The following is a 25,873-nucleotide window of genomic DNA, read 5'->3' on the forward strand; positions in this document are numbered from 1 at the left end:
TAGATAATGCGAGTATCAGCAATAAAGATATTAACTAGACCAGTAACCTTCATCTAATGAATCTTCACGTTCAGGCAAGCCTTTTAATAAACGCGGCGAGTGTTGCGCCAAGACTTCATAACTTACACGGTTTGCGTATTTGCACAGCTGTGAAAGCGATGAATAAGCCAAACAGTTCGCAGAATGTTTATCAGAGTTAGGCACGATATCTCTATGATAAGAGTTAGCTAACATATCATGTAAGATTGCAGATAATGCACCATCGCCCGCACCATTGGTATTTTTAATTTCGACAGGACCGCCTAAGTACGGTGCAATATGTGAATACATTTTTAATGGTTCGTTCGTATCAGCCAAGCGCATTGGACGACTGTATTCATAACGGTTAAATTCAGCTATCGCACCAGGTAATAAGTGGCCACTTGTTTCACGTTTATATTTTTCATCCGTGTAACCCGCCATATAAAGACCTTCAGCCCCCGCAGTACAAAGAACAAGATCACACCATTCTAGTGCCGCATCCGCAGCAAGTAATGGATCAGTAAAGCCTGTTAATGCTTCACCTTCATCTTCATTCATTGCAATCACAGTGACATATTCGTTAATGAAATTCTGCCACCACTTCTCATTACCTTCAATAATGAAACGTGTACCGAGTGTAAGAATAATAGGAATATTAAGGAATTTAGCTTGCTCAACCATGTGCATCGCAGCTTCTTTTATTGGATCATCATCTGCACAACGTAATAAATAAGCGGAGATAAGTAGACCAGAGCTTTTCTGCAGCTGATCAACGGGCAAATGCTCTTTAGTTAATTTATTCATTAAACCAGCATTAATACCGAAACTACGATCACCATCAGAAGAGATAAAGGTAAAGCAACGGCCAATGGGGCCATTTACAGGTTGCAGGTAATTAAGGTTTACTTTACTGCTGGTATTACATAAATATTGGTACGCATAACTGCCAATTTTAATTTGGTCACACATGGTACCAAATAGTAGTGACTGTGATTCAGACAGGATTGCGTAGTTATGTAGGGTATTAGCAACAGTACCGCCAGCAAATTCACTTACGATAAGATCATTTTGCTTTAACTCAGTATAAATTTGCTCAGCTATTTCATCACTGATCATCAGTGACTCGCCTTTTCTTAACCCAAAACGGGTTAAAAACGAATCTTCGACATGAGCTTCAATATCAACGAGTGTCTGATCAATACCACATAATACAGGTTGAGCTACATTTGCAATGTTTGCTGGTTTGACAAATGGATTGCCTGTATTTACAGGGAAATAATGCTTAGACTTGCGTTGACCGGGAAATTTCATATTTGAACCAGCATGAGAGAATAAAAGGGGGCTGATTTTACCAGCCTAATTCTGAAATACCAGTAAAACCAAATTAATGATCCAATTATTAACCATATTTTGGTCGATCACATAGATTTAATCGAAAAAAACAAAAATTTAAGCCTAATTCTGTCGAATAGTTACCACAAAATCACCACCCATTTTTGTTTCATCACGGCCACGAATAACAAAGCTATTACTCACAAGGTCAAATTCACATTCATGCCAAGCGCAGGTGAAATTCATCATATAATCCATTTGAGTTAATGCTTCATTCGGATCGATACGAATAGTACCTTCACAATAGCCAGCAAGAACAAAACTGACAAGCGTCTCGACTCTACACTTGCGTAATGGGCTGACATATTCAACAAAGGCGAAAAATGAGGCGTTGCCGAAATCATTGGTTAGTAAATCGTGCGCAAGTAAATACTTACGCATATCTTTATGCTTGATCAAAATATCCTCCGTGATTAACATGCCATCCTTGGCAATCAGTTAGGGTGTATTAAGATTACAGCCTAACTGTTATTACATACATCTATAATCTAATGAGAAAAACTAAGCTGCATGTTATTCCAGACTTTACGCTGTGCATGGAACGCGTCTTTAAGTTGGCTTAGTTGCAATTTAGTATCACGAATTTGTTGCTCAAATTGAATTTTGTCAAATTTATCATTCAGTGATTTTTTCTTCGATTCAAATAATACGATTTTTGCTTTATAAAAAGCGTTAAGTTTCTCACATAACACATCGTACTCTTGATTTAGACGTAAAATAACTTCTTCAGCATTAGGTAAATGCTGCACTTTATCGTGACGACGTTTTAATTCCATCTTCAATTTAGCCTGTTCGATACGTGCTTCAGGTACCATACGTAAGTCGCTTGCTAAGTTGCACCACGCTAAAACATTAATTAACCATTTAGTCGGATCATATTGATACCATTTAATCCCATTACGGTAATCAGTTTCAAAGATATGGTGGTAATTATGATAACCCTCACCATGAGTGAAGATAGCCAATAATGCATTATCACGAGCCGTGTTACGATCTGTATAAGGCTGTGTGCCCCACATGTGTGCCCATGAGTTGATAAAGAATGTAAAATGATGGCTTAATACTAAACGAGCAACACCTAACAATAATAAACTAGCCCAAACGTCTCCGTACAGAAGACCCACTAAGATAGGCACGCCAACGTTCATCACCAGCGCAAGTACGTTATAGTATTTATGCTGCCATACTGCGATACCATCTTTTTGTAAGTCACGAACATTCGTATAATCGGTATAAAGCATGGCATTATATTCACGTAACATCCAACCAATGTGCGAAAACCAAAAGCCATGACTTGCTGAGTACGGGTCTTTATCATCATGATCAACATGTTTATGGTGACGACGGTGATCTGAACTCCAATGGATTGCACTATTTTGTAATGCGAACGCACCACCGAGTGCAAAAATCAATCGTACTGACCAATGCGCTTTATAAGTGCGGTGAGACCAGAGTCTATGGTAACCACCTGTAATAGATAAGCCACACACGAAAATGCCGATGATCATAGCAATAACTTCGAAGGTCTCAAAACCATATACATAGCCATACCAAGGCACTGCAGTTATAGCAATGAGGAAGGTTGAAGCAAAAACGAATACATTTAACCAAATTAACGGTGGTTTTTTCATAATACTATCTCTAAAGCCTAATGAAGTAGTTTCATTTATAATAGCGCACAAGTGTAAGCTCAGTTATTGATTAAAGCAATCCAATGTTACCAAAATAGCTCGATAATCGGCTGTTTTATTTTATATAACTAAAATTGTGATACGTGTCTTGTTTTAATTTATCTAAGCTCCAATTAAAAACAACCACTAGCGCATCATCGACTAAACTATTAATAGTTATTATAAACTTGATCCTAAACAAGAAAAATCAGTAGTTTTCCGCATAGCATCTTCCAATAAAAATACTTACAATGTGATTTAAGTTATATTCTCATTATCGTTTCGAGGTTATTTTGATAGAAAAAGCGCAATTTTCAAATAAGTTATTTCATCCCAAATACTGGTCGCTTTGGTTTGCTGCCAGCTTGGCACGTTTAACCCAATTCCTTCCCTTGGACAAGCAAATGAAATTAGGAGCCGCAATCGGCCGCTTGGTAAAAAAACTTATCAGCCGTCGTGTGAGTATAGCAAAACGAAATCTAGAGCTCTGTTTTCCTGATATGCCAGAGGCAGAACGAGAACGCCTGCTTGAACGTAATATTGAAGAGATCGGTAAAGCTATTTTCGATATTACTAATGCTTGGTGGTGGTCAGACGAGAAAGTTCAACGCCATATGACGATTAAAGGCCAAGCGCATATAGCTCAAACCATCGCAGATGGTCACGGCGTCATCTTATTCGCTGTACATTGCCTACCACTTGAAATGGGGGCCAGAATATTTGGTCAATTCCACCCCGGAGTCGGTGTTTACCGCCCGCATAAAAATCCCGTAATGGAGTACCTACAAGTAAAGGGACGTCTAAGATCTAACAAAGCACTTGTGCCTAAAAGCAATCTTCGTCAAATGGTTAAGAGCCTTCGCAATCTTGATGTGATCTGGTATACCGCGGATCAAGACTTCGGGCGTTCCAGCGCAACATTTGTTCCTTTTTATGCGATGCCCGATGCAGCAACGATTACAGGTGCAAGTACACTCGCTCACCTTGGGAAAGCAAAAGTGTTGCCATTTAGCGTAATACGTAATGCTGATGATAAAGGCTATACCATAGAAATAATGCCACCACTCGATAACTTCCCGAGCAAAGATCACGCTGCAGACGCAAAACGAGGCAATACCATTATCGAACAAATCATTGATAAAGATAGGGCTCAATATATGTGGTTACACAGACGATTTAAAACTCGCCCAAATCAAGATTCCCCTTCCGTCTATAAATAATGTTATGCAGTATTGATATACTCGAATAACGAGCTTAAAACAACGCTATAGGTTCTCAATATAATTTGCAGAGATACACCAACCATTAGTGACCGAAATCACGATTTACGTTAAACTAGCGCCAATTATCAGACTATAGCAGGAAAGAGTACGCCTACTGCTTTAGCAACCAACTTTCAGAACAGAAGATGGGGTACCTCACAACGAACCCATCTGACACAAAGATAAAATAAAAGGCTTATATTTCAAATGAGTAAACAAACGATTCAGTGGTACCCAGGGCATATGCACAAAGCCCGTAAAGAGATCGCGGAAGTTATGCCGCAAATGGACCTCATTATCGAAGTACTCGATGCACGGATCCCTTATAGCAGCGAGAATCCAATGATCTCCGAGTTACGTGGTGATACCCCTTGCATTAAGATTCTCAATAAAAGCGACCTTGCAGATCCTATCGTTACTGCACAATGGTTAGAATACCTAGAATTAGAAGAAGGTGTAAAAGCGTATGCCTTTACGACACAAGAGCCTGCTGAGATCAAAAAGATCCCACAACTCGCTCGCGCGCTAGTGCCTAATAAAGAAGGTGCGCATAAAGTCATTAAAGCGATGATTATGGGCATTCCAAACGTGGGTAAATCAACAACAATTAATATCCTCGCTAATCGTATTATTGCTAAGACGGGTAATGAGCCAGCAGTGACGAAACAGCAGCAGCGTATCAAGTTAGACAACGGTATTGTACTGTCTGATACGCCAGGGATGTTATGGCCGAAAGTACAAAACCCACTTTCTGGCTACCGTTTAGCATCAACAGGCGCAATTAAAGATACTGCGATTGAATATGATGACATTGGTATGTATGCAGCAGAATACTTATGTCAAACCTATCCAGACGCAATGCGTGCACGTTACAAGCTCGATAACCTAGACAAAACAGATATAGAATTGTTAGAAGACATTGGTCGTGGCCGTGGTTGTTTAGGTCCAGGTGGTTTTGTTGATTTAAATAAAGCCGCAGCGATATTAATTAATGAGTTACGTACTGCCAAGATCTGTCGTATCAGTTTAGAAACGCCAGCAATGGCTGAAGCAGAAAAACAGGCTGTGATTGAACGTTTAGCCCTTGAAGGCGTGAAGATTAAAAAACGTAAGCCAAAGAAAAAACGTCGTTAATCTATAATTAAGCTGTTTATTAATAATGGCTTTTGCTAAATAGTAATTTAAAAAAAAGCGCCTCTAGTTACAGTAACGAGAGGCGCTTTTTATTATTGATTAACGCTAAGTATTCATCTTACTTAACGCTTTATTTGATGATTAAACGCACATCGTCATCATCACCAAGTTCAATAATGAACTGTTCCTTACCGGCTTTTACAGAACGACTCACCCATTCTAATGGAATTGTGATTGAGCCCATTTCACCATCAAAAACTTCATCTTGATTGAATTGAAAATCAGCATCGTTATCTGGGTGACAACCTAGTGCGTACGCTAATGTACCTCGCTCGATTGGCGAGATATCACTTGAAACATTGTTCATAATGAAAACGCCGTGCTCAGCCATCAAGGTTAATTGTGCTTTTAGTTTTTTAGGGTTCAGTTGATTAACATCTGGCCAGAAGTTAAGACCTTTACTTAATGCTTCAACTTCATTGTTACCGTGCTCATCAACAACTTTAGAGCCTTTAAATTTCGTAGGGTCCCAAAGATCATCATAAGTAGGGGTAAAAGTCTTTGCTGCTAACGCTTCAGCTTCAATAGGCAAAACTTCATCAAGAGAAAATATAATTCGTTTCATTTTGGTCCGCTCTTTAATGACAAAAGCACAAACCAAAGTTTGTGCTTTATAATATGCTAGGACTATATACCTAAACAGCGTTGTAATGCAAGTCAGCTAACCGCTTGCTTATTAAACTGTACGGCGTGTCGCAACAGCTTCAGATAGCTGTGCCATCATAGTTTCAGTGTCAGCCCAACCGATACAAGCATCAGTGATACTTTGACCGTAAGTTTCAACTTTACCGTTAACAAGATCTTGACGACCTTCAACTAAATGACTCTCAACCATCACACCAAAGATACCTTTGTTACCAGCACTAATTTGACCAGAAACATCAGTTGAAACATCCATTTGTTTTTGGAATTTCTTTTCACTGTTAGCATGGCTAAAATCAATCATGATATTAACGTCTTGCTTAGCCGCTTCTAACTGAGTTGTAATTGTGGCTACATCGTCAGCAGAATAGTTTGTCGATTTATTGCCTCCACGTAGGATAAGATGACAATCAGGATTACCTGCTGTTGAGATAATCGCAGAGTGACCGAATTTAGTGACAGATAAAAAATGGTGCGGTGCGTTTGCACTACCAATCGCATCGATAGCAACTTTAATTGTACCGTCGGTGCCATTTTTAAAACCAACAGGGCAAGACATACCAGAAGCCAGTTCACGATGCACTTGAGACTCTGTAGTACGTGCACCAATTGCGCCCCAACTCATTAAATCACCTACATATTGCGGCGTGATCATATCTAAGAATTCACCCGCAGTAGGTAAACCCATTGCATTCACATCAAGCAATAGTTTACGTGCGATACGTACACCATCATTTAATTGGAAGCTATCATCTAGATACGGGTCATTGATTAAGCCTTTCCAACCAACAGTTGTACGTGGTTTTTCAAAATAAACACGCATCACAATTTCAAGCGTATCTTTATACTTCTCACGCAATGCTACTAGTCGCTCTGCATATTCTAATGCAGCCACTGTATCATGAATAGAACAAGGACCAACGATCACTAAAAGGCGATCATCTTCTTGCTTAAGAATTTGGCTAATGCTATTGCGTGATTCAAATACTGTTTTAGTCACATCATCAGAAGCAGGGTATTTTTCCAACACTGCAATTGGCGGTAATAATTCTTTTACTTCACGGATTCTAACGTCGTCTGTTTGATAATGCATACTACTAATATTCCTTTATTCGGCCCGTGGGCATTCATACTCTAATGTTATATTGTCCACATTCAATGTAACGTCTATTTCACTCGGAAGCAATTACAAATCACATAAAAATTCAGTGGCTATTATAAGAAATATTCTTATCTTATCGAGATTAAGGTAAAATCCACCACAAATAAGTTAAATTTGGAAACCCCATGCGATTAAAAACTGAAGATGAATTAATTGACTTTGCCTATGATACATTCCTAGACAGTGCACAAACAGAGTTATCCCCTGCTGATCAAATCTTATTTGCCATGCAATTCGAAGATCGAGGTGCGGTTGATATCGTCAGCCTAGGTGATGATTGGCCAGTAAACGTAGCAATGGGTATCAATGATAATGAGTACTGCGAATTACATATTGGGCTTGTTGACGACAACGACCTGTTAAGTGATGTATTCGGACGCGTACTCGTTAAGAAAAAAACTAACGATAATTTTATCCATATTCTTTGGAAGACTGAATAATCAAACGTTAGTGACTTGCTTTCATCTTCGAATTAAGGAATATTAACGTTTAGAATAAGCATTATAATCCAAGGAGATGGAATTGAGTCAACAAGATAACCAGTTAGTACGGTGGTTTCGCCAATCAGCCCCGTACGTCAATGCCCATCGTGATAAAACCATCGTACTCACACTGGGCGGTGAAGCGATTGCACACGCTAATTTTATTAATATCGTCAATGATATCGCCTTATTAAATATTCTTGGCATTCGTATCGTTCTGGTGTTTGGTGCTCGCCCACAAATCAACACAATATTGGCGCAACACAATTGTGAAAGTGTATTTCACAAGCGACAGCGAGTCACAGATGAACAAGCTTTCCCGCTAATCAAGCAAGTCATTGGCCAACTCCAATATGAGATCACCGCAGCATTCTCAATGGGACTGGTCAACACCCAGATGCATGGCGTAAAAATTAATATTGTCAGTGGTAATTTTATTACTGCGCAACCTATGGGTGTTGATGAAGGCATTGATTTTTGTCATACCGGCCGTGTTCGGCGTGTCGATACCGATGCATTAGAATATCAACTTGCACAAAATGCCATCACAGTCATTCCCCCGCTCGGCTATTCCGTTACCGGTGAAAGCTTCAATCTAAGTGCCGAGGAAGTTGCAACCAAAATTGCTATTAAACTAAATGCACACAAACTGATCAGTTTTTGTTCTGCTCAAGGTGTGCTGGATTATAGCGGTAACCTCATTTCTGAAATGTTCCCAGAGCAAGCCCAAGAACGTCTGGCCGAAATTGATGCTCAAGGTGGCATTAATAGCGGTACCGCATCTTATTTACGTGCCGCAATCAATGCGTCATTAGCAGGGGTCCCTCGTTGTCATTTGGTGAGTTACAAAACCGATGGTTCGCTATTGCAAGAGCTGTTTTCACGTGATGGTGTCGGCACTCAGATTGTCCGTCAAAGTGCCGAGCAAACTCGCCCAGCCAAAATTGAAGATGTGGCGGGTATCATGTTGCTCACACAACCGTTAGTTGATCAAGGCATGCTAGTGCAGCGAACAAGAGATCAGCTATTAAGGGATATCGAACACTTCACTGTGGTTGAGCGCGACGGCACGATCATTGGCTGTGCGTCACTGTATTGCTTCTCTGGTAATATTGCTGAAATGGCGAGTGTCGCTACTCATCCAGAATATCGACGTTTAAGCCGCGGTGACTTATTAGTCAAAGAAATCGAAAGACAAGCGAACCTGCAAGGAATGGATAATCTGTTCGTCCTCACCACACACAGTATTCATTGGTTTAGAGAGCGTGGTTTTGATCCTGTTGAATTAGACCAGTTACCACTAGAAAAACAAGAATTGTATAATCTACAACGTCGTTCAAAAATATTGATGAAGCGTTTATAAGTGATGTGGTTCGGTAATATTTTATGTGTACTTTGGAGCAATAAATAAGCCTAGTGCTTAACGAACCTTCACTTTATATTACTCACGTTGATTTTATGCAATCAACGCCTTTGTTCTCATTGATCTTGAGGCAATTTGCAATCTGAATTATTAAGTATGCCGATTTGCCTTTAAGCTCAATAAATTTAATTTCCGATTCAGTCGCAATCCACTGCATTGACAAATTAAAAATTTTCTTTTGATTATCGTTTAACGACGATTCAACTTGGGGAATATTAATCAGTTGCCCATCCTCAGATACTTCTAATAGAACTCCCATTTTTGGAATATTATTTTCAAAAATATTGGATGTAGGTGATGGATGCTCAGGTGTACAACCAATTAAAAACACAGCGGTTATAAAGAATAGTCTTAATTTGAACATAATAAAATTCCTTTATGCAACAGGCCAGAACCACACTGTTGATTTTGAGTAATGAGATCCCCCTCTAGCTGCAAACTCTATCCAAGAGCTGTAACGAGTGAGTCTACTTCCATTCCATAAGTCGATATGATCGCCTTGATTGTTAGCGCCATAATAATCTTTAAAAAAGATAATACCTTTTTTACCGTTAATCTTTGAAAAACCGTCTTTAGCTTCAAACTTTATCATCGTTTTAAAAGGAGATGAAGCCCCCTTCAACCAATTAGCTAATTCTTCAGCTCTTAAAATATGACCTGGTTTATGTCCATGCCAGCAGCGAGCCCCTGTAAACCCCGCAGTACTGATGCCTGTCGCATCTAAAGCGACCCCTATTCTAATCGCGCATTGATTATCAAAAGCCTTACTTCCACTTCCATCAATACAAGGAAAGTCATCAAAAAAATTTTCAACAGAAGGATGGTTATCCCATATTTTTTTAAATGTTGGCATTCGTAATATCCTTTTTTGAATTGCATTCAAAAATATTACGCTAGAAATATGAAACTAACCATCAGGTATTAGCATGGTTTTTGGATGAGAATAAGTACTTCAGGCTAGGACCCCTATTACAATTCGGTGCACTTGTGTTGCTCATTCAGAGTGCTTACGACTACGACATAGCGTGGATTTAGCTCGCAGAGTCAGCGATTGCTTTCACAACTCGACAGCAAAAAGCGCTTATGGATAGTGAGAGTGGATGAAGGAGGGTAAAACCAATCATTTATCGTTGACGAATACAGCTTTCAGCACCCAATTGATTGGATGCTGAATCGATATTACTCTGTCACTAATTTAGAAAATGTAGATAATATGCAACGTGCCGAAGTGGTTAGCGTCCAACACGCGAATGCTAAACACGGCTTAGTCCGAGCTAAGTAACGTTATAAAACTAACGTAAATAATCACTCGCTACGGCATGCAGTGCACGGACATGCGCTTCGTCGTCGTTTAAACACGCAATAAAACGGTAATCCTCACCGCCGGCACCCACAAACACTTCTTTATTCTCTATCGCCATTTCTTCTAACGTTTCTAAACAATCGACAGCAAACGCAGGCGCAATCACATCTAACGACTTAGTACCACTTTCAGCCAATTTAATTAAGGTTTCATTGGTATACGGCTGTAACCATTCTGCTTTACCAAAACGAGATTGATAACAATGCACAACCTCATCTTCAGCTAACCCTAAGCGCGCACAAAGCAACGCGGTCGTTTCAACACAATGATCAGCATAAATATCGCCTTTTTCAACAAGGAACTTAGGGATACCATGGTAAGACAATAACAGTTTCTCTGCTCTGCCCTTTTCTGCCCAATGTCGTTCAATACTCAGTGCGAGTGCATCAATAAAGGCAGCGTTATTATGGTAATGCTTTACTAAGCTTACACTTGGCACATCGATACTTGTTTGCAGATAATGAGCCACTTGGTCAAATACCGGCGCAGTTGTTGTTGAGGAATACTGTGGGAATAACGGTAACACAACAATATGCTCTGACCCCATTTGTTGTAGCTTAGCAATGGCATTTTTAATGCTGCGTTCACCATAGGTCATTGCCAGTTCAACATTGACATTTTGACCCGCGTCTTCGAATAAGGCAGCCAAGGCTTTTTGTTGTAATAGACTGTAGTGTAATAAAGGTGAACCATCATCAAACCAAATTGATTGGTAGGCTTTAGCAACACGTTTACTGCGCAAAGGTAAAATGACACCGTTTAATAGTGGTAACCACAATAATCGCGGAATGCTAACAACACGAGGATCAGAAAGAAATGGTTTTAAAAATGCTTTAACGCCCGCTGGTGTAGCCGATTCTGGCGTACCAAGGTTAACCAATAACACACTTTGCTTAGTCATATTACCCATAATCACTATGTCGTTTAACGAATAAAGCTATTCTATGTGATTAAACGCATTGGATCCAACAACTCACTGAGATTTAGCTATAAAAAAACCCTGAGCATGCTCAGGGTTTAGTAACCGTATACAGATTAATCGAAAGGGGTTATGCCCTATCTATTGACCAAGTAATTCAGCTAATTGCTTGCTTACAGCTTCAACAGCTTGTGTGCCGTCAAATGTAACGTATTTGCTGTTACCAGCTTCCGCTTCTTTGCCATAGTATGCAATAAGTGGTGCAGTTTGATCGTGGTAGATACCTAAACGTTTACGAACAGTTTCTTCAACATCATCCACACGGATTGTTAATTCTTCACCAGTTTCGTTATCTTTACCTTCCACTTTTGGCGGATTGTAAACTGTATGGTAAACACGACCAGAAGGAGCGTGAACACGACGGCCACTCATACGTTTAACGATTTCTTCATCAGGCACGTCAAATTCAAGTACGAAATCAACGTCAATACCGTTTTCTTTCATAGCGTCAGCTTGTGGGATAGTACGTGGGAAACCGTCTAGTAGGAAACCTTTTGCACAATCTTCTTTCTTCACGCGCTCTTTAACTAATTCGATGATTAGTTCGTCAGATACTAGTTGGCCACCATCCATAACAGCTTTAACTTTTTGACCTAACTCAGAACCTTCTTTAATAGCAGCTCGTAGCATATCACCAGTAGAGATTTGCGGAACACCATAATTTTCCATGATGAACTGTGCTTGAGTTCCCTTACCTGCACCTGGTGCACCTAATAAAATAATACGCATAAATTGCCCTTAAATTGACTTAGCTTGTTTAAATTGCTTAAATTTCAGAACGGCTAGACTACACGGGAAATCCGATGTGTTCAAGTCCAGCTCGGTTTTGTTACTTTTTTGTATACAACTTTGTGAGTAATGCGATAAAAATAATACCCACAAAGTTAAGTCCGAAATTAACCAATTAAACGGTTCATACGTGCAATAAATGCAGCAGGATCGTCTAAACTACCACGTTCGGTAAGCTGAGCTTGCTCTAACAATAGTTGAACCCAGTCAGCAAATACGGTTTCATCTGCTTCATCAGCAACACGTTTAATCATTTCGTGCTCAGGATTTAGCTCAAAAATGTACTTTTGTGGTGGTACAGCTTGACCTGCAGATTCCATCAACTTAATCATCTGGCTGCTCATACCATCTTCGTTTGTTACCACGCAAGACGGTGTTTCAGTTAGACGATGAGTTAAACGAACGTCGGCTACTTTTTCACCTAATGTTGATTTAGCACGCTCAAGGAAACTTGCAAACTCTTCAGTTGCCTCTTCTTTCGCTTTTTTAGCGTCTTCATCATCGAGTGCACCAAGGTCAAGATCGCCCTTAGTTACTGATACTAATTGCTTACCGTCGAAATCTGTTAAGTGTGATAGCAACCACTCATCGATACGGTCTGTTAATAGTAATACTTCAATGCCTTTCTTCTTGAAGATTTCAAGGTAAGCACTGTTTACAGCTGTAGTGTAGTTATCAGCTGTGATGTAATAAATCTTATCTTGGTCTTCTGGCATGTTTTCGATGTATTTACCGAAACCAACTTCTTGTGCAGGACCACCAACAGATGTTGAAGAGAAACGTAATAAAGAAGCAATTTTTTCTTTATTCGCCATATCTTCAGCTGGACCTTCTTTCAGTGCTTGACCGAATTCATTCCAGAATTTGAGGTATTTCTCATCATCATTCTTAGCCATGCGCTCAAGCATCGTAAGTACACGCTTAGTACAAGCAGTACGTAATGATGTTGTTACTTTATTATCTTGTAAGATTTCGCGAGATACGTTTAGTGGTAGATCATTCGAATCTAATACACCCTTCACGAAACGCAGGTAAGTTGGCATGAACTGCTCTGCGTCATCCATAATGAATACACGTTGAACATACAGTTTTAGACCATGTTCTTTTTCACGGTTCCACATGTCAAACGGTGCGCGCGCAGGAATGTAAAGTAGGCTGGTGTATTCTTGCTTACCTTCTACACGGTTATGGCTCCATGTTAGTGGATCTTCAAAATCGTGTGCGATGTGCTTATAGAACTCTTGATATTCTTCGTCTTTCAGTTCATTTTTCGATAATGTCCACAATGCGCTTGCACGTGTTACCGATTCCCATTCACCAGGTACTGCAGGTGTTTTTTCACCGTCAGGACCTTCTGATTCAGGTTGTTCTTCTTTCCACATTTCAACAGGGATGCTGATGTGGTCAGAGTATTTGTTTACAATTTGACGCAGTTTCCATGCATCTAATAAATCATCTTCGCCTTCACGTAAGTGCAAGATAATTTCAGTACCACGGCTTTCTTTAGTGATCTCAGCAAGACGATAGTCGCCTTCACCTTCAGATTCCCACTGTACCGCTTGGTCCGCTGCTGCGCCCGCTGCACGTGTATTTACTGTCATCATATCTGCTACGATGAAACCAGAATAGAAACCAACACCAAACTGACCGATTAATTGCGAATCTTTCGCTTGATCACCCGATAAGTTGTTAAAGAATTCTGACGTGCCAGAACGTGCTATCGTGCCTAGGTGTGAGATAACATCTTCACGTGACATGCCGATACCGTTATCAGAAATCGTTATTGTACGCGCTGTTTTATCAAACGATACACGCACACGTAATTCACCGTCATTTTCATATAAACTGTTGTCTGATAATGCTTTAAAACGAAGTTTATCGGCTGCATCTGCCGCATTAGAGACGAGTTCACGTAAAAATATTTCTTTATTTGAATATAAAGAATGGATCATTAATTTAAGTAGCTGCTTAACTTCAGCTTGAAAGCCGTGAGTCTCAGTATTAACTGTATCAGTCATTACTTGTTCCTTTGTTCTAATGGGTGATTCAGATTAAAACTATCTGAATTTATTCGTTAATAGATAGATGGGTTTGTTATCAGTGTTTTCAAGGGCAGTTTATAATTTTTATCTGTGACCTCTAACGCAACAACTATAAAATACACTACAAAATAATATTAAATATAAGAAAGTCCTTGCACATTAGTACACTAACCACCAATATATTGCGCGCAACTTAAATTAATTGATACACATTAGCACTCGTGCTCATTCTATTATTAAGGTACTTAAAATGACTAAGCTTTATGATTTCGAAGTAACTACAATCACAGGTGAACAAAAAAAACTCAGTGATTATAAAGGCCAAGCAGTGTTGATTGTAAATACAGCAAGTAAATGTGGATTTACTAATCAATATGCCGAATTAGAAGAGTTACACCAGAAATATGGCAGCAAAGGATTCGCTATTTTAGGCTTCCCTTGCAACCAATTTAAACAACAAGAGCAAGGTTCAGATGCGGACATCAACTCATTTTGCCAGCTGAACTTTGGCGTGACGTTCGATATGTTCAGTAAAATCGATGTTAACGGAGATAATGCAGACCCGCTTTATAATTGGCTTAAAACAGAAGCAAAGGGCATATTAGGCAGTAAAGGTATTAAATGGAATTTCACTAAATTCTTAATAAACCGTGAAGGCGATGTTGTCGATCGCTTTCCACCAACCTTGTCACCAAAAGGCATGGTTAAAGACATTGAAAAACTACTGTAGATTTTATTTTTAAATAAAGTATTTAATATTTACAATAACTTAGTAAAGTGACAGGCGGTTTTTTTAGATAAAGCTAACTATTTAACCTCGTTTGTTTTTACAAAAAACAACCCTCATAAGGGGTGGAGTTTCGCCTTTCTCTGTCGTATAGTATGCGCAATTCATTATAGGAAGGCTTTACATGTTTCGCGACAATCCACTACTATCTCAATTAAAACAAAATATGCGCCAAAACACGCCGAGTGTAGAAGGTACAGTTAAAGGCACTGAACGTGGTTTTGGTTTCCTTGAAGCGGATGATGGCGAAAGCTATTTCATTGCCCCGCCTCACATGAAAAAAATCATGCATGGCGATAGAATTAAAGCGTATATCGAAACTAACGGTGATAAAACATCGGCAGAACCAGATACCTTAGTTGAAGCTAAGCTAACGCGTTTTATTGCGCGTATCAGTATTACTAAAAATAAACTCACCATTCTTGCAGATAGTCCTGTTATCAACATGCCAATCAAAGCGAAATTAGTCGGCTTGGGTGGCCAGAAAGTGAATGAAGGTGACTGGGTTGTTGCACAACTTAAATCTCATGCATTAAAAGACGGTAATTTTTCTGCAGAAGTAACAGGCTTCGTCGCGACTGCAACCGATCCAAATGCACCATGGTGGGTAACATTAGCACGTCAAGACTTAGCTAAAGATGTACCTGTGATGCCTGATTCGGTTGAATTCAAAGATGACACAACACGTGTAGACCTAACCGATAAAGCCTTTTTCACTATCGATTCAGCATCAACACAAGATATGGATGATGCCCTGCTTGTTGAAAAAACAGCGGAAGGTAATTTAAAAGTAACAGTGGCGATCGCCGATCCAACGTCATATATCCCTGCCGATTCAGAATTAAACAAAATCGCAGCAGAACGCGCATTCACTGTGTATTTACCAGGCCGTAATATCCCAATGATGCCACGTGAACTCAGTGATAGTGTTTGTTCACTCGTTGCTGGCGAAAAACGCCCGACATTATGCTGTACTTATACTATCCAAGAAGACGGCGCATTAGCTGAAGAATTTGAATTCTTCACAGCATGGATCACATCACAGCATAAACTGTCTTACACACAAGTATCAGATTGGATTGAAGAAGTATCAACTGATTGGCAGCCTGAAGCACAACTAGCAGAACAGCTACAATCACTGGCTACTTTTGCACGTCATCGTCAGCAGTGGCGCAAGAAGAATGCAATCGTATTCCCAGACCAACCTGATTATAGCTTTGAGCTAGATGAAACTGGTAATGTACTGGCTATTCATGTAGAGCATCGCCGTATTGCCAATCAAATGATCGAAGAAACAATGGTTGCTGCGAACATTACAGCTGCACGTTTATTCCGTCAAAATGGTGATGTTGGTGTATTTAATACCCACGCTGGCTTCGATCCAGAGAAAATTGATCTGGTTGTCGAGTTATTAACTGAGCATGGTATTGAATGTACTAAAGAGCACATCCAATCACTACCAGGTTATGTTGAATTACAACGTACACTCGCTGAAAAAGCCAATCCAGCTTTAGACAGTCGTTTACGTCGAATGCAAAGCTATAGCATAATTAGTGCAAGTGCAGAACGCCACTTCGCGATGGGCTTAGACGGTTATGCAACGTGGACATCACCTATTCGTAAATATGGTGACATTATTAACCACCGTCTAATCAAAGCAACATTGACCAATGGTTCTGCGCCATCAGCGACTGAAGATGAAGTTATCTTAATGTCAGAGCGTCGTCGTCAACACAGAATGGCTGAACGTGATATCTCCTCGTGGTTATACGTTGACTACCTAACGCCTGCAGTAGAAAGCAAACAAGCATTCGAAGCAAGTATTATGGATGTTAACCGTGGTGGTTTACGTGTACGTTTGCTTGAAAATGGTGCGGTTGCATTTATCCCTGCTAGCTTATTACATGATAATAAGAAAGAAGTTAAATGCTTAGTTGAAACAGGTCAAATCAGCATTAAAGATCAAGTGGAATACAGCCTAGGTGACGTGATTTACGTTAACATTGCTGAAATCAACAAAGAAAAACGTAACATTGTTGCTAAACCAGTTGAAAAAGTGGCGAGTTAATCACCACAACGATTAATCGCAAATAGTTGTAACGTATTCGTTGTTATGCCTTGTTTTTATACAAAACAGTTAACGAGGGCAAGGTCGCTTGCCCTCGTTAAATAATAAACCCTACCCCACCCCAATGTCGCTGTCGCTCTGTGTGCAATTGCACAATTAATTTAAGCGCATCATTTGGATCTATCTGCCAATTCGCACTAATATCCGGATTTAACGCCGTAAACTTCGCCAGCATGTTTTTTAAATGCGTTAGCATAACCGTCGTGACTTGCTCACGCTTCGGCATATCAATCACAAACTTAAAGGCTTGTAACTCCATCATTTGATACTGCTGTAACACAAACTCTAAATCTGCTAACTTTTCTTCAAATTTAATTTGCTCTTTCACCAGCGCTACATCGACAGTCGCTTGACGGTCCATGCTAATTACGTCGGCATACAGACCATCGACATTCACCATCCCCAATGTCGAATTATCATCGTAAATAGACAATAACGCCATATCCTTAGCATAAGTGCTATTTGAATTACTTATGATCAAACTCATTGTCGCCGTTAAGCAAACAAAAAAGCAGCACAATAATAACAACGGCGCGAATTGTTGCTGAGCGTCGTGTAATTCCCATCGTACGTTTAATTTTAATATCGGGGTCATTTAAAGTAACTCATTAATCATCAATGAGGCTATTAAACCAAGTAAGTGTGGCGATTAAATTTCATTAAAGTGATGAAAAAAGATGAATAATGACGAAATGTGGCAATATGGTCGTTAGATTATGTGGTAAAAATGATGAATAAACCCAAACCACAGAGTGGAAGCACTCGAGAATTGTAGTTCGGGTTAACGTAATAAACTGTTAATAATCAATTTCTATCGGCAGTGCAAGAACTCAGCTCTTGTTGCTGGACGTGATTTAAAGATACCACCCAGTGATGTAGTTGTCGTTTCACTCGTTGCATCCATCACACCGCGAGCCTTCACACAATAGTGCGTAGCAGTAATGCTAACAGCAACATCTTGCGAATCAAGCAAGGTTTGCAGCGCAACTAAGATTTGTTGAGTTAAGCGCTCTTGCACTTGTGGACGGCGTGAGAAAAACTGCACAATACGGTTAATCTTTGATAAACCGATCACTTTACTACGAGGGATATAAGCAATCGTCGCCTTACCATCGATAGTCACAAAATGGTGCTCACACGTACTCGTTAATGTAATATCACTCACCTTAACCATTTCATCCACTTGCATTTTATTATCAATTAAAGTGATTTTAGGAAATGACGCATAATCTAGGCCTGAGAAAATTTCATTTACGTACATTTTTGCAATACGATGTGGCGTTTCAGCCAAACTATCATCACTTAGATCCAGCTCTAATAATGTTAGGATCTCGGTAAAATGCGATTCAATGCGTTCTTTCTTTTCTGCGCTCGTTAGCCCAGTTCCGATCATAGGTGTTTCTAACCCTCGCTCTTCCAAGACTGAACGGACTAATAAAGCTTCTTTACTTAGGCAGGTCATTAATTACTCCACAAACGGATCGACTTTAAAATAATGGCGCATAATAACATCTAACAATTAAGAAGATAAACAAATTAACTGAATTAACGTTAATTAAGCTTTTTATTGTTATAGATCCTATCGTCAACCTGCTGAGTTTGTCATAATTACCTATATATTTAAAAAATAACCAACAAGGGTATGCAATGGGATGTTGTGATGTACAAGGGCTAAAGCCGCTAGATTTAGCGATGCAAGAGATGTTAGCCGATATCGATGTAGTGAAAGAAACACTCACATTAAACTTAGCTGATGCGCTCGATTATATTCTCGCTGAAGACATCGTCTCTCCAATTAATGTCCCACCTTTTGATAATTCGGCAATGGATGGTTATGCTATCCGAATCTCAGATCTAACGCAGTCAATGACACTGCCACTTGCAGGTAAAGCATTTGCAGGTCAACCATTCAATGATGTATGGCCACTTGGTACTTGTATCCGCATCATGACTGGAGCCCCAGTGCCGGCAGGTTGTGAAGCCGTCATCATGCAAGAACGAACACAAGTCGATGGTGATTTGGTGACTTTTGAAGCTTTACCGCCAATGCATGACAATATTCGTAATGCAGCAGAAGATATTGCAGTCGGCCAAGCAGTGTTAACCACAGGTCGCCGTCTCACGCCACGTGACATTCCAATGTTAGCAAGCATTGGCATTGATGCAGTCACAGTTTATCGTCGTTTAAAAGTTGCAATTTTCTCAACAGGGGATGAACTTAAAAGCTTGGGCCAACCTTTAGCTAACGGTGAGATTTACGACAGTAATAGGTATAGCATCACTGCAATGCTGTCACGTTTAAATTTAGATATCATTGATTTTGGTATTGTCCCTGATGATGAAGTCCTACTTCGTGAAACTTTCATCAAAGCCGATGCGGCAGCAGACGCCGTGATCACATCAGGAGGGGTATCAGTTGGTGAAGCTGACTACACAAAAATATTACTTGAAGAACTGGGTGAGATTGGCTTTTGGAAATTAGCGATTAAACCAGGAAAGCCTTTTGCGTTCGGTACGCTACCAAACAGTAAATTCTTTGGTTTGCCAGGTAACCCAGTATCAGCAACAGTAACTTTTCATCAACTTGTTGTACCTGCATTAGCTAAAATGACCAACCAAGTTTACACTCCAACACCACGTTTCAATGCCATTGCTGCAACAAAACTGAAAAAAGCACCTGGTCGTATGGACTTCCAACGCGCCATTTATAGTGTTAATGCAGACGGACAACTTGAAGTTATATCAACAGGGAGTCAAGGTTCAGGCGTATTTAGTAGCATGAGCCACTCTAATTGTTATGCTATCTTAGAGCAAGACCGCGGTAATGTGGAAATCGGAGAAACAGTGACGATCGAACCATTTAACGAGATCTTAAATTGATGAAAACCCCCTCTACGAATGGCGACTTACCTTCCAAAGATATCTTATCTTCGGAAGAAGAGTTACGCTATAACCGTCAAATTGTCCTACGTCACTTTGACTTTGACGGTCAAGAAGCCTTAAAACAAGCGAATGTATTAATTATTGGTGCTGGCGGTCTTGGCTGTGCGAGTAGCCAATATTTAGCGTCTGCTGGTATGGGTAAGATGACATTAGTCGATTTTGACCATATTGAATTATCGAATTTACAACGCCAATTGCTACACCGTGATAGTCGTATTGGTGAATTTAAATCACTTTCAGCTAAATATGAGCTTGAACAAATAAATCCACACTGTAAAGTTCAGGCTATCACTAAAAGACTATCTGAAGATGAGTTAACAGACTTAATCAAACAACATGATATCGTGCTTGATTGTACTGATAACGTCGATACACGGGAGCAGATAAACCGTGCATGTTTCGCTTTACGCACGCCATTAATATCAGGTGCAGCGATCCGTATGGAAGGTCAAATCAGTGTCTTTACTTATGCCGATGATGAGCCTTGCTACCAATGCCTAAGCCAATTATTCGGTAACGGAACATTAAGCTGTGTGGAATCCGGTATTATGGCGCCGATGGTGGGTATTATTGGTGCGATGCAGGCCCTGGAAGCAATTAAGGTTATTGCTAATTTTGGTCAGCCAATGACCGGGAGAATCTTAATTGTCGATGGTCTCACACTTTCATTTCAACAAATGAAACTACCAAAACTGCCTACCTGTACGGTTTGTCACTCTTCAAGAACTGTATAACCGTTATAATCCTAGCGCAGTTATCAACCGACTGTTAATCGCGCTAGATTATAAGAATAAATTTGCCAGATAAGACACTAATAAGCAATATACCATATTGCCAATGATGCTCGCCTCCAACCCTACAAACCAATATAGTAAACCTAAAGCTGTGGATGTAATCACAGTTATTGTGACACTAAACAAGATGAGATTTATTGAGAGGCTGGATGTGATGACAACAATTATAAATGCGACAAATAGCGAGGCGATAAGTGATGACGTAAGAATAATTCGAGTCGTTAATTTAATCGGCGTCACGCTCTCGACTCGCTCAAACAATCGAGAGAGAAAAAGAGATAGCGGTAACATAAATAAACCTAAATATAAGGCATTTAGAACTGCTCCTGTAAGTGAAATCAAAGCAATATCTAACGAACCAAATATTTGATGATATTTAAGGAATGCCTGCGGTAAATGCGGCTCAGCAATCACAAAGATCAAACTACATAAAATAGCGGTTAATAAACCAAAGCAAGCGCCAAATACAAAGGTAACGCGTACTTCAGATAAAAAACCTGAACTATTCGTATCTTGCCGCCGCGGTGTTGGCATCTTAGTCGCGTAAACAATACCAAAATAAGCCGCACTGGATAGCGCCAATAAACCTAAAGTAACTAAAGGTGTAATAAAGCTACTTGTTAAACCAAGTCCAATCGGTAAGCTCGCGAAAAAAAACGATGCTATGTTCGTTTTTTCGGTAAACACAATGGTACTCATCACTAAAAGCGCGAAAGTGCACATCGAGCAACGTTGTAAGGTTGTTAGGTTGTGCAATACTGCCTCTGATAATGTTATCTGGCTCTTCGATTGTTGTCCGATCATATCTTAATTTACAATAAATGAGTTTAACGTCACTCCATCTCTAGTATTTAAAGATAAATATATCCCTAACACCCAAATGGTCATAACTACAAATGGGTAATGATATATATTATTCCATATATATCAAGCTTAATTACTGGTTTTTAACCTAAAACCCTAGCGTTCATACGCTACATCAATATTTAGAAGATTCTTCGAGTTATCATTTTTGCAGTATAATGATCATCTAATTTAGAAGCTTCATACTTATATAATAGTTACTAGTTTGAAACATAAGGATTTTTCATTATTTAATTTCATACCTAAAATTGAAATTAAAGAGTGTATTAATACAAAAATAAATGTAATATTCGAATTGTGACTTAACTACTCATTAGTAGGTGCATTGCAGCGTTGCTAGTTGTAATGATATTTAAGTACTTATTGATTCAACAATTAGATAAAGGAATATAGAATGACAGACCTACGCGTTAAATTCGAAGCAACAGTAGAGCAAGTTCAAAATGGCACAGCAAAGAAAAAACCTTCTCAAGAATTAAAATTAGAGTTTTACTCATTATTTAAGCAAGCAACTGAAGGTGATGTCGCAACAAAGAAACCATCTATTTTTGATATGGTTGCTTTCGCTAAGTGGACGGCATGGGATAAGTTACGCGGTTTAACGACAGAGCAAGCGATGGAAAAATACATTGCGCGTGTAGAAGAAGAATACGCGGCTTAATTGATAAATAAAATAACATATTGTCAGTAAATAAGCCTATTTACTGACAGTTTTTAGAGTAGGTTATCTACTCATTAAGAAATAGACTTTAAATCTCTGGCCTATTATTTATTAATGAAGCGTTGTACTACTTTCTTTTGGCTAAAAACCACTGTCTACGCACACTCTTACTCATAATCACTCCTTAAATCCATTTAATAAATGTCTATTCTCTGCCAAAAAGCAATCCAAATCACCTATAACCAGACCAGATATAAACCTTTTATATCAAAAGCTTATAAATTATATCATGTAGTTTAAACACAGCTACATTAGCAATAATCAATAACTACAATTCTAAATCCACTGCAAAACTAGATCAAGATATAAACTGGGTGTAATATGACCGTATATTGCACGAAATCAGTGTTTCAACGCCTAAAAAGACATCAAGTATGCCTTGGGAATAATGATTTTGTTAATGAAAACAACAATTTCATAAAAATAACGAGCGGGTGTATTGCTATGAGCCTTTAACCATGTATAATTCGTCTTAAGAAATTAGGCTAGTTTATATCGGTAGAATAAGCTTTAGTTAATACTCGTATTGATTATTGTGTTTTGTATTGTTTATATAAGTTACACCCTGGTTTTTTAACAATTTTTTTAATAACGTATATATATACAGGGTTTTTAATATGTCTAATACAGTAATCGGTAAAGTAAAATTCTTCAACGAAGCTAAAGGTTTCGGTTTCATCGAGCAAGAAAATGGCCCAGATGTATTCGTACATTTCAGCTCTATCTTAGTTGATGGCTTTAAAGTACTTACTGACGGTCAGAAAGTTGAATTCACAGTAGGTCAAGGCCAAAAAGGTCCACAAGCTGAGAACGTTAAACCTCTTTCTTAATAGTTTACTATTAAGAGGTTAAACAGTTATCAAAAAAGGTGAACTTAGTTCACCTTTTTTATTACCTAAAATTTATGACTCCTTATGTGATTTATACTTAGGTACTAAAAAAGCCAATGAGATATCTCATTGGCTTTTTTTATCTCTATAACTACACGCTTAAATACTGAAACTATTTAACAATAACTTCCAATTGCTTCTCTCTCGAATTAATACTCTCAGTTAAGCTTTTCAATACACCATTACTGATATTAAAAATCCAACCATGAATCGTTAACTCTTCCCCCTTGCGCCAAGCTCGCTTCACAACCGTGGTATTACAGACATTCCTAACCTGCTCTACAACGTTTAATTCACACATACGGTCAATTTTATCTTCTTCACTGACATCCTTTAAGTCGTCCATGTGGAAGCGTTCGACATCTTTAATATGACGTAACCAATTATCAATTAAACCATGCTGCTCATCGCCCATAGCGGCCTTAACACCACCACAACCATAATGTCCACACACAATAATATGCTTAACTTTAAGCACCTCAACCGCGTACTGGATCACAGATAAACAATTTAAGTCTGTATGCACAACAACATTAGCAATATTACGATGCACGAAAACCTCCCCCGGAGGCAGGGCCATGATCTGGTTTGCTGGTACGCGACTATCGGAGCAGCCGATCCAGAGATAGTCAGGTGATTGTTGCTTAGAAAGTTTTTCAAAAAAGTCAGGGAACTGTTCATTAATCTGTTCTGACCATGCGCGATTACGTTCAAATATCGATTTAATTGTACTCAAGACTACGCTCTCTGATTAGTAACTACATTTTGAACCCTTAAATTAGCTTGTTTAATCAATATATTCAACTGATAAATAAGTAATCTTCGAATATAAGCCACTGGACTTATGAGTGTAAAAATTAAAAAAAACACTGTACAAGCCAGCTATAAAAAAGCACCCAATCAAGGATGCTTTTTTGTTAAATTACAAGGTGAACGCTACGTTATTTAGCGACCTCCCCTTGCTTGGATAGGCATGATTTCAACAGGAAGAAACCAACAATACCAGACAGTAATGAACCCAAGATAATACCAAGGCGCTCATCAAATAATGGGTTTGTACCTGTATCTCCAAAGGCTAATGAACCAATAAACAAACTCATAGTAAAACCAACACCACATAGAATGGCTGTACTGTATAAAGAACACCAGTTCATACCTTTTGGCATTTGTGCAATTTTACATTTAATTGCTAGCCAGCATAGACCAAAGATACCGACCTGTTTACCAAAGAATAAACCTAACGCAATACCCATAGGTACAGGGTGTAAAATTTGATCTAGACCAATACCTGATAAATTAATACCAGCATTCGCAAAGGCAAATATAGGCAAAATAACAAATGCAACAACAAAGTGTAGGCCATGTTCCATCGACTTCAGTGGTGAATGTGACTTATCTTTTGACTGCATCGGAATAAACAGCGCAAGAATAACACCAGCCAATGTCGCATGAACACCAGATTTCAGCATAGCAACCCACATGACTATACCAACGATGATATACAATGCTTTTGAATCAACATTACGTTTATTGAAATAGGCCAACACAGGAATACATAATGCCGTAACAATAAGCGCCGAAATTGAAATCTTCGATGTATAAAAGAAAGCAATAATTAAAATCGCACCAATATCATCAAAAATAGCGAGCGATGTTAAGAATATTTTCAAGCTGACAGGCACTCGAGAACCTAATAGACTCAAGATACCTAACGCAAATGCAATATCTGTTGCCGCTGGGATAGCCCAACCACTTAACGCTGCAGGATCATCCATATTAAAGTAAACATAGATAAGCGCTGGAAATAACATACCACCGATAGCACCTACGCCGGGCAAGATAATATTTCGAGGATTAGATAACTCCCCTTCGACTAATTCTCTTTTTAGCTCAAGTCCAACTAAAAAGAAGAACACCGCCATTAAACCATCATTAATCCAAAGTAATAATGGTTTCGCTATCTCTAAACCGCCAAGCTTGATCTCTACTGGAATTTCCAGAAATAACGCATATAGATCTTGTGCAGGGCTATTAGCTAAAACCATAGCTAATACAGCTGAGAACATTAAGATAATGCCGCCCGCTGATTCTAGTTTAAAGAAACTAGATAAAAATGATTCTTGTGTGTTGTTCATATTTTTCCTTTATATCAACATTTTCATTTATAAGGGGTAAGCTCAATGCAATGATATTTATTACACCCAATATAGAATGAAGATATTTCAGTATTATCAATTTATATAAATTAAAGCATAATTACATTTTATGCTATTAAGACGCTTTACTACTGCTACCGCCTCCGTCTAACTCGACATATTATGACAA

The 25,873-nt window shown here is 39.0% G+C and carries 25 protein-coding genes; 10 read left to right on the forward strand and 15 right to left on the reverse strand.

Annotated elements, in window-relative coordinates; genetic code table 11:
• Window positions 1-30: 30 nt before the first annotated feature.
• The 3 genes from HWV03_RS14115 to HWV03_RS14125 form a co-directional block, all read right to left on the reverse strand.
• Window positions 31-1,332, reverse strand: coding sequence for an inosine/guanosine kinase (locus HWV03_RS14115; protein ID WP_211676488.1), 1,302 nt, complete (start codon window positions 1,330-1,332; stop codon window positions 31-33).
• A 144-nt stretch (window positions 1,333-1,476) separates the two neighbouring features.
• Entirely contained in the window at window positions 1,477-1,833 is a 357-nt protein-coding gene (locus HWV03_RS14120) for a hypothetical protein (RefSeq protein ID WP_255546829.1), read from the reverse strand.
• Between the two features lie 68 nt (window positions 1,834-1,901).
• Complete coding sequence (locus tag HWV03_RS14125; RefSeq protein ID WP_211676489.1) at window positions 1,902-3,044, reverse strand: fatty acid desaturase; 1,143 nt, start codon at window positions 3,042-3,044, stop codon at window positions 1,902-1,904.
• A 332-nt stretch (window positions 3,045-3,376) separates the two neighbouring features.
• Between HWV03_RS14125 and lpxL the strand changes: the two genes are divergently transcribed.
• Both lpxL and ylqF read left to right on the forward strand, forming a co-directional pair.
• Entirely contained in the window at window positions 3,377-4,303 is a 927-nt protein-coding gene (gene lpxL, locus HWV03_RS14130; RefSeq protein WP_211676490.1) for an LpxL/LpxP family Kdo(2)-lipid IV(A) lauroyl/palmitoleoyl acyltransferase, read from the forward strand.
• 249 nt (window positions 4,304-4,552) lie between these two features.
• Window positions 4,553-5,479 (forward strand): ribosome biogenesis GTPase YlqF, encoded by a 927-nt coding sequence (gene ylqF, locus HWV03_RS14135; protein WP_211676491.1) that lies wholly within the window; start codon window positions 4,553-4,555, stop codon window positions 5,477-5,479.
• A 130-nt stretch (window positions 5,480-5,609) separates the two neighbouring features.
• On the opposite strand, the gene HWV03_RS14140 is transcribed toward ylqF, so the two are convergent.
• A complete protein-coding gene (locus HWV03_RS14140; protein ID WP_211676492.1) occupies window positions 5,610-6,104 on the reverse strand; it encodes a DUF3085 domain-containing protein in 495 nt (164 codons plus the stop codon).
• Window positions 6,105-6,215: 111 nt separating this feature from the next.
• On the reverse strand, window positions 6,216-7,274 hold the full coding sequence (aroG, locus tag HWV03_RS14145; protein WP_211672142.1) for a 3-deoxy-7-phosphoheptulonate synthase AroG: 1,059 nt from the start codon (window positions 7,272-7,274) through the stop codon (window positions 6,216-6,218).
• 194 nt (window positions 7,275-7,468) lie between these two features.
• Between aroG and HWV03_RS14150 the strand changes: the two genes are divergently transcribed.
• Complete coding sequence (locus tag HWV03_RS14150) at window positions 7,469-7,783, forward strand: HI1450 family dsDNA-mimic protein (protein WP_211676493.1); 315 nt, start codon at window positions 7,469-7,471, stop codon at window positions 7,781-7,783.
• A gap of 76 nt (window positions 7,784-7,859) precedes the next feature.
• Window positions 7,860-9,188: an amino-acid N-acetyltransferase gene (argA, locus tag HWV03_RS14155; RefSeq protein ID WP_211676494.1), complete on the forward strand. Its 1,329-nt coding sequence runs from the start codon at window positions 7,860-7,862 to the stop codon at window positions 9,186-9,188.
• 82 nt (window positions 9,189-9,270) lie between these two features.
• Here argA and HWV03_RS14160 read toward each other — a convergent pair whose 3' ends face one another.
• The 5 genes from HWV03_RS14160 to htpG form a co-directional block, all read right to left on the reverse strand.
• Window positions 9,271-9,612: a hypothetical protein gene (locus tag HWV03_RS14160; RefSeq protein WP_211676495.1), complete on the reverse strand. Its 342-nt coding sequence runs from the start codon at window positions 9,610-9,612 to the stop codon at window positions 9,271-9,273.
• Between the two features lie 12 nt (window positions 9,613-9,624).
• A complete protein-coding gene (locus tag HWV03_RS14165) occupies window positions 9,625-10,101 on the reverse strand; it encodes a type VI secretion system amidase effector protein Tae4 (protein ID WP_211676496.1) in 477 nt (158 codons plus the stop codon).
• A 439-nt stretch (window positions 10,102-10,540) separates the two neighbouring features.
• A complete protein-coding gene (gene hemH, locus HWV03_RS14170) occupies window positions 10,541-11,521 on the reverse strand; it encodes a ferrochelatase (protein WP_211676497.1) in 981 nt (326 codons plus the stop codon).
• 150 nt (window positions 11,522-11,671) lie between these two features.
• Window positions 11,672-12,319, reverse strand: coding sequence for an adenylate kinase (gene adk, locus HWV03_RS14175; RefSeq protein WP_211676498.1), 648 nt, complete (start codon window positions 12,317-12,319; stop codon window positions 11,672-11,674).
• A 167-nt stretch (window positions 12,320-12,486) separates the two neighbouring features.
• The gene (gene htpG, locus HWV03_RS14180) at window positions 12,487-14,397 is read right to left on the reverse strand and encodes a molecular chaperone HtpG (RefSeq protein ID WP_211676499.1); all 1,911 of its coding nucleotides are present in this window, start codon (window positions 14,395-14,397) and stop codon (window positions 12,487-12,489) included.
• 274 nt (window positions 14,398-14,671) lie between these two features.
• Between htpG and HWV03_RS14185 the strand changes: the two genes are divergently transcribed.
• Together HWV03_RS14185 and HWV03_RS14190 are read left to right on the forward strand one after the other, a co-directional pair.
• Window positions 14,672-15,151, forward strand: a complete 480-nt coding sequence (locus HWV03_RS14185) for a glutathione peroxidase (RefSeq protein WP_211676500.1) — start codon at window positions 14,672-14,674, stop codon at window positions 15,149-15,151.
• A 181-nt stretch (window positions 15,152-15,332) separates the two neighbouring features.
• Complete coding sequence (locus HWV03_RS14190; protein ID WP_211676501.1) at window positions 15,333-17,276, forward strand: exoribonuclease II; 1,944 nt, start codon at window positions 15,333-15,335, stop codon at window positions 17,274-17,276.
• A 97-nt stretch (window positions 17,277-17,373) separates the two neighbouring features.
• Here HWV03_RS14190 and HWV03_RS14195 read toward each other — a convergent pair whose 3' ends face one another.
• Both HWV03_RS14195 and folE read right to left on the reverse strand, forming a co-directional pair.
• Window positions 17,374-17,931: a GTP cyclohydrolase gene (locus tag HWV03_RS14195; protein ID WP_211676502.1), complete on the reverse strand. Its 558-nt coding sequence runs from the start codon at window positions 17,929-17,931 to the stop codon at window positions 17,374-17,376.
• A 216-nt stretch (window positions 17,932-18,147) separates the two neighbouring features.
• Window positions 18,148-18,798 carry a GTP cyclohydrolase I FolE gene (folE, locus tag HWV03_RS14200; protein ID WP_211672151.1) on the reverse strand — a complete coding sequence of 217 codons (651 nt, stop codon included), beginning with the start codon at window positions 18,796-18,798 and terminating at the stop codon, window positions 18,148-18,150.
• A gap of 185 nt (window positions 18,799-18,983) precedes the next feature.
• Here folE and moeA point away from each other — a divergent pair, with 185 nt between their 5' ends.
• Together moeA and moeB are read left to right on the forward strand one after the other, a co-directional pair.
• Window positions 18,984-20,216: a molybdopterin molybdotransferase MoeA gene (moeA, locus tag HWV03_RS14205; protein ID WP_211672152.1), complete on the forward strand. Its 1,233-nt coding sequence runs from the start codon at window positions 18,984-18,986 to the stop codon at window positions 20,214-20,216.
• Window positions 20,216-21,013: a molybdopterin-synthase adenylyltransferase MoeB gene (gene moeB / locus HWV03_RS14210; RefSeq protein WP_211676503.1), complete on the forward strand. Its 798-nt coding sequence runs from the start codon at window positions 20,216-20,218 to the stop codon at window positions 21,011-21,013. The genes moeA and moeB overlap by 1 nt, the downstream gene beginning before the upstream one ends.
• Before the next feature lie 48 nt (window positions 21,014-21,061).
• Here the strand turns inward: moeB and HWV03_RS14215 are convergent, their stop codons facing one another.
• Complete coding sequence (locus HWV03_RS14215; protein WP_211676504.1) at window positions 21,062-21,877, reverse strand: hypothetical protein; 816 nt, start codon at window positions 21,875-21,877, stop codon at window positions 21,062-21,064.
• Between the two features lie 454 nt (window positions 21,878-22,331).
• On the opposite strand from HWV03_RS14215, the gene HWV03_RS14220 reads away from it, so the two are divergent.
• Together HWV03_RS14220 and HWV03_RS14225 are read left to right on the forward strand one after the other, a co-directional pair.
• Window positions 22,332-22,598, forward strand: coding sequence for an acyl-CoA-binding protein (locus HWV03_RS14220; protein ID WP_211676505.1), 267 nt, complete (start codon window positions 22,332-22,334; stop codon window positions 22,596-22,598).
• A 677-nt stretch (window positions 22,599-23,275) separates the two neighbouring features.
• Complete coding sequence (locus HWV03_RS14225) at window positions 23,276-23,488, forward strand: cold-shock protein (RefSeq protein ID WP_211676506.1); 213 nt, start codon at window positions 23,276-23,278, stop codon at window positions 23,486-23,488.
• Between the two features lie 172 nt (window positions 23,489-23,660).
• Here the strand turns inward: HWV03_RS14225 and can are convergent, their stop codons facing one another.
• Complete coding sequence (gene can, locus HWV03_RS14230) at window positions 23,661-24,284, reverse strand: carbonate dehydratase (protein WP_211676507.1); 624 nt, start codon at window positions 24,282-24,284, stop codon at window positions 23,661-23,663.
• Window positions 24,285-24,489: 205 nt separating this feature from the next.
• Window positions 24,490-25,683: a Na+/H+ antiporter NhaA gene (gene nhaA, locus HWV03_RS14235; protein ID WP_211676508.1), complete on the reverse strand. Its 1,194-nt coding sequence runs from the start codon at window positions 25,681-25,683 to the stop codon at window positions 24,490-24,492.
• Between the last annotated feature and the right edge of the window lie 190 nt (window positions 25,684-25,873).

Origin of the sequence: Moritella sp. 36 (assembly GCF_018219415.1) — a bacterium.
Taxonomy (GTDB): Bacteria; Pseudomonadota; Gammaproteobacteria; order Enterobacterales; family Moritellaceae; genus Moritella.

Bases quoted from the DNA above. Each gene is read 5' to 3' on its own strand.
- HWV03_RS14160 (WP_211676495.1), bottom strand. From the start codon at position 9,612: ATGTTCAAATTAAGACTATTCTTTATAACCGCTGTGTTTTTAATTGGT.
- HWV03_RS14185 (WP_211676500.1), top strand. From the start codon at position 14,672: ATGACTAAGCTTTATGATTTCGAAGTAACTACAATCACAGGTGAACAA.
- moeA (WP_211672152.1), top strand. From the start codon at position 18,984: ATGGGATGTTGTGATGTACAAGGGCTAAAGCCGCTAGATTTAGCGATG.
- folE (WP_211672151.1), bottom strand. From the start codon at position 18,798: ATGACCTGCCTAAGTAAAGAAGCTTTATTAGTCCGTTCAGTCTTGGAA.
- HWV03_RS14125 (WP_211676489.1), bottom strand. From the start codon at position 3,044: ATGAAAAAACCACCGTTAATTTGGTTAAATGTATTCGTTTTTGCTTCA.
- HWV03_RS14190 (WP_211676501.1), top strand. From the start codon at position 15,333: ATGTTTCGCGACAATCCACTACTATCTCAATTAAAACAAAATATGCGC.
- hemH (WP_211676497.1), bottom strand. From the start codon at position 11,521: ATGGGTAATATGACTAAGCAAAGTGTGTTATTGGTTAACCTTGGTACG.
- HWV03_RS14215 (WP_211676504.1), bottom strand. From the start codon at position 21,877: ATGATCGGACAACAATCGAAGAGCCAGATAACATTATCAGAGGCAGTA.
- ylqF (WP_211676491.1), top strand. From the start codon at position 4,553: ATGAGTAAACAAACGATTCAGTGGTACCCAGGGCATATGCACAAAGCC.
- aroG (WP_211672142.1), bottom strand. From the start codon at position 7,274: ATGCATTATCAAACAGACGACGTTAGAATCCGTGAAGTAAAAGAATTA.
- htpG (WP_211676499.1), bottom strand. From the start codon at position 14,397: ATGACTGATACAGTTAATACTGAGACTCACGGCTTTCAAGCTGAAGTT.
- adk (WP_211676498.1), bottom strand. From the start codon at position 12,319: ATGCGTATTATTTTATTAGGTGCACCAGGTGCAGGTAAGGGAACTCAA.
- HWV03_RS14225 (WP_211676506.1), top strand. From the start codon at position 23,276: ATGTCTAATACAGTAATCGGTAAAGTAAAATTCTTCAACGAAGCTAAA.
- HWV03_RS14120 (WP_255546829.1), bottom strand. From the start codon at position 1,833: ATGTTAATCACGGAGGATATTTTGATCAAGCATAAAGATATGCGTAAG.
- HWV03_RS14195 (WP_211676502.1), bottom strand. From the start codon at position 17,931: ATGACCCCGATATTAAAATTAAACGTACGATGGGAATTACACGACGCT.
- HWV03_RS14115 (WP_211676488.1), bottom strand. From the start codon at position 1,332: ATGAAATTTCCCGGTCAACGCAAGTCTAAGCATTATTTCCCTGTAAAT.
- HWV03_RS14220 (WP_211676505.1), top strand. From the start codon at position 22,332: ATGACAGACCTACGCGTTAAATTCGAAGCAACAGTAGAGCAAGTTCAA.
- HWV03_RS14140 (WP_211676492.1), bottom strand. From the start codon at position 6,104: ATGAAACGAATTATATTTTCTCTTGATGAAGTTTTGCCTATTGAAGCT.
- HWV03_RS14150 (WP_211676493.1), top strand. From the start codon at position 7,469: ATGCGATTAAAAACTGAAGATGAATTAATTGACTTTGCCTATGATACA.
- moeB (WP_211676503.1), top strand. From the start codon at position 20,216: ATGAAAACCCCCTCTACGAATGGCGACTTACCTTCCAAAGATATCTTA.
- nhaA (WP_211676508.1), bottom strand. From the start codon at position 25,683: ATGAACAACACACAAGAATCATTTTTATCTAGTTTCTTTAAACTAGAA.
- argA (WP_211676494.1), top strand. From the start codon at position 7,860: ATGGAATTGAGTCAACAAGATAACCAGTTAGTACGGTGGTTTCGCCAA.
- HWV03_RS14165 (WP_211676496.1), bottom strand. From the start codon at position 10,101: ATGCCAACATTTAAAAAAATATGGGATAACCATCCTTCTGTTGAAAAT.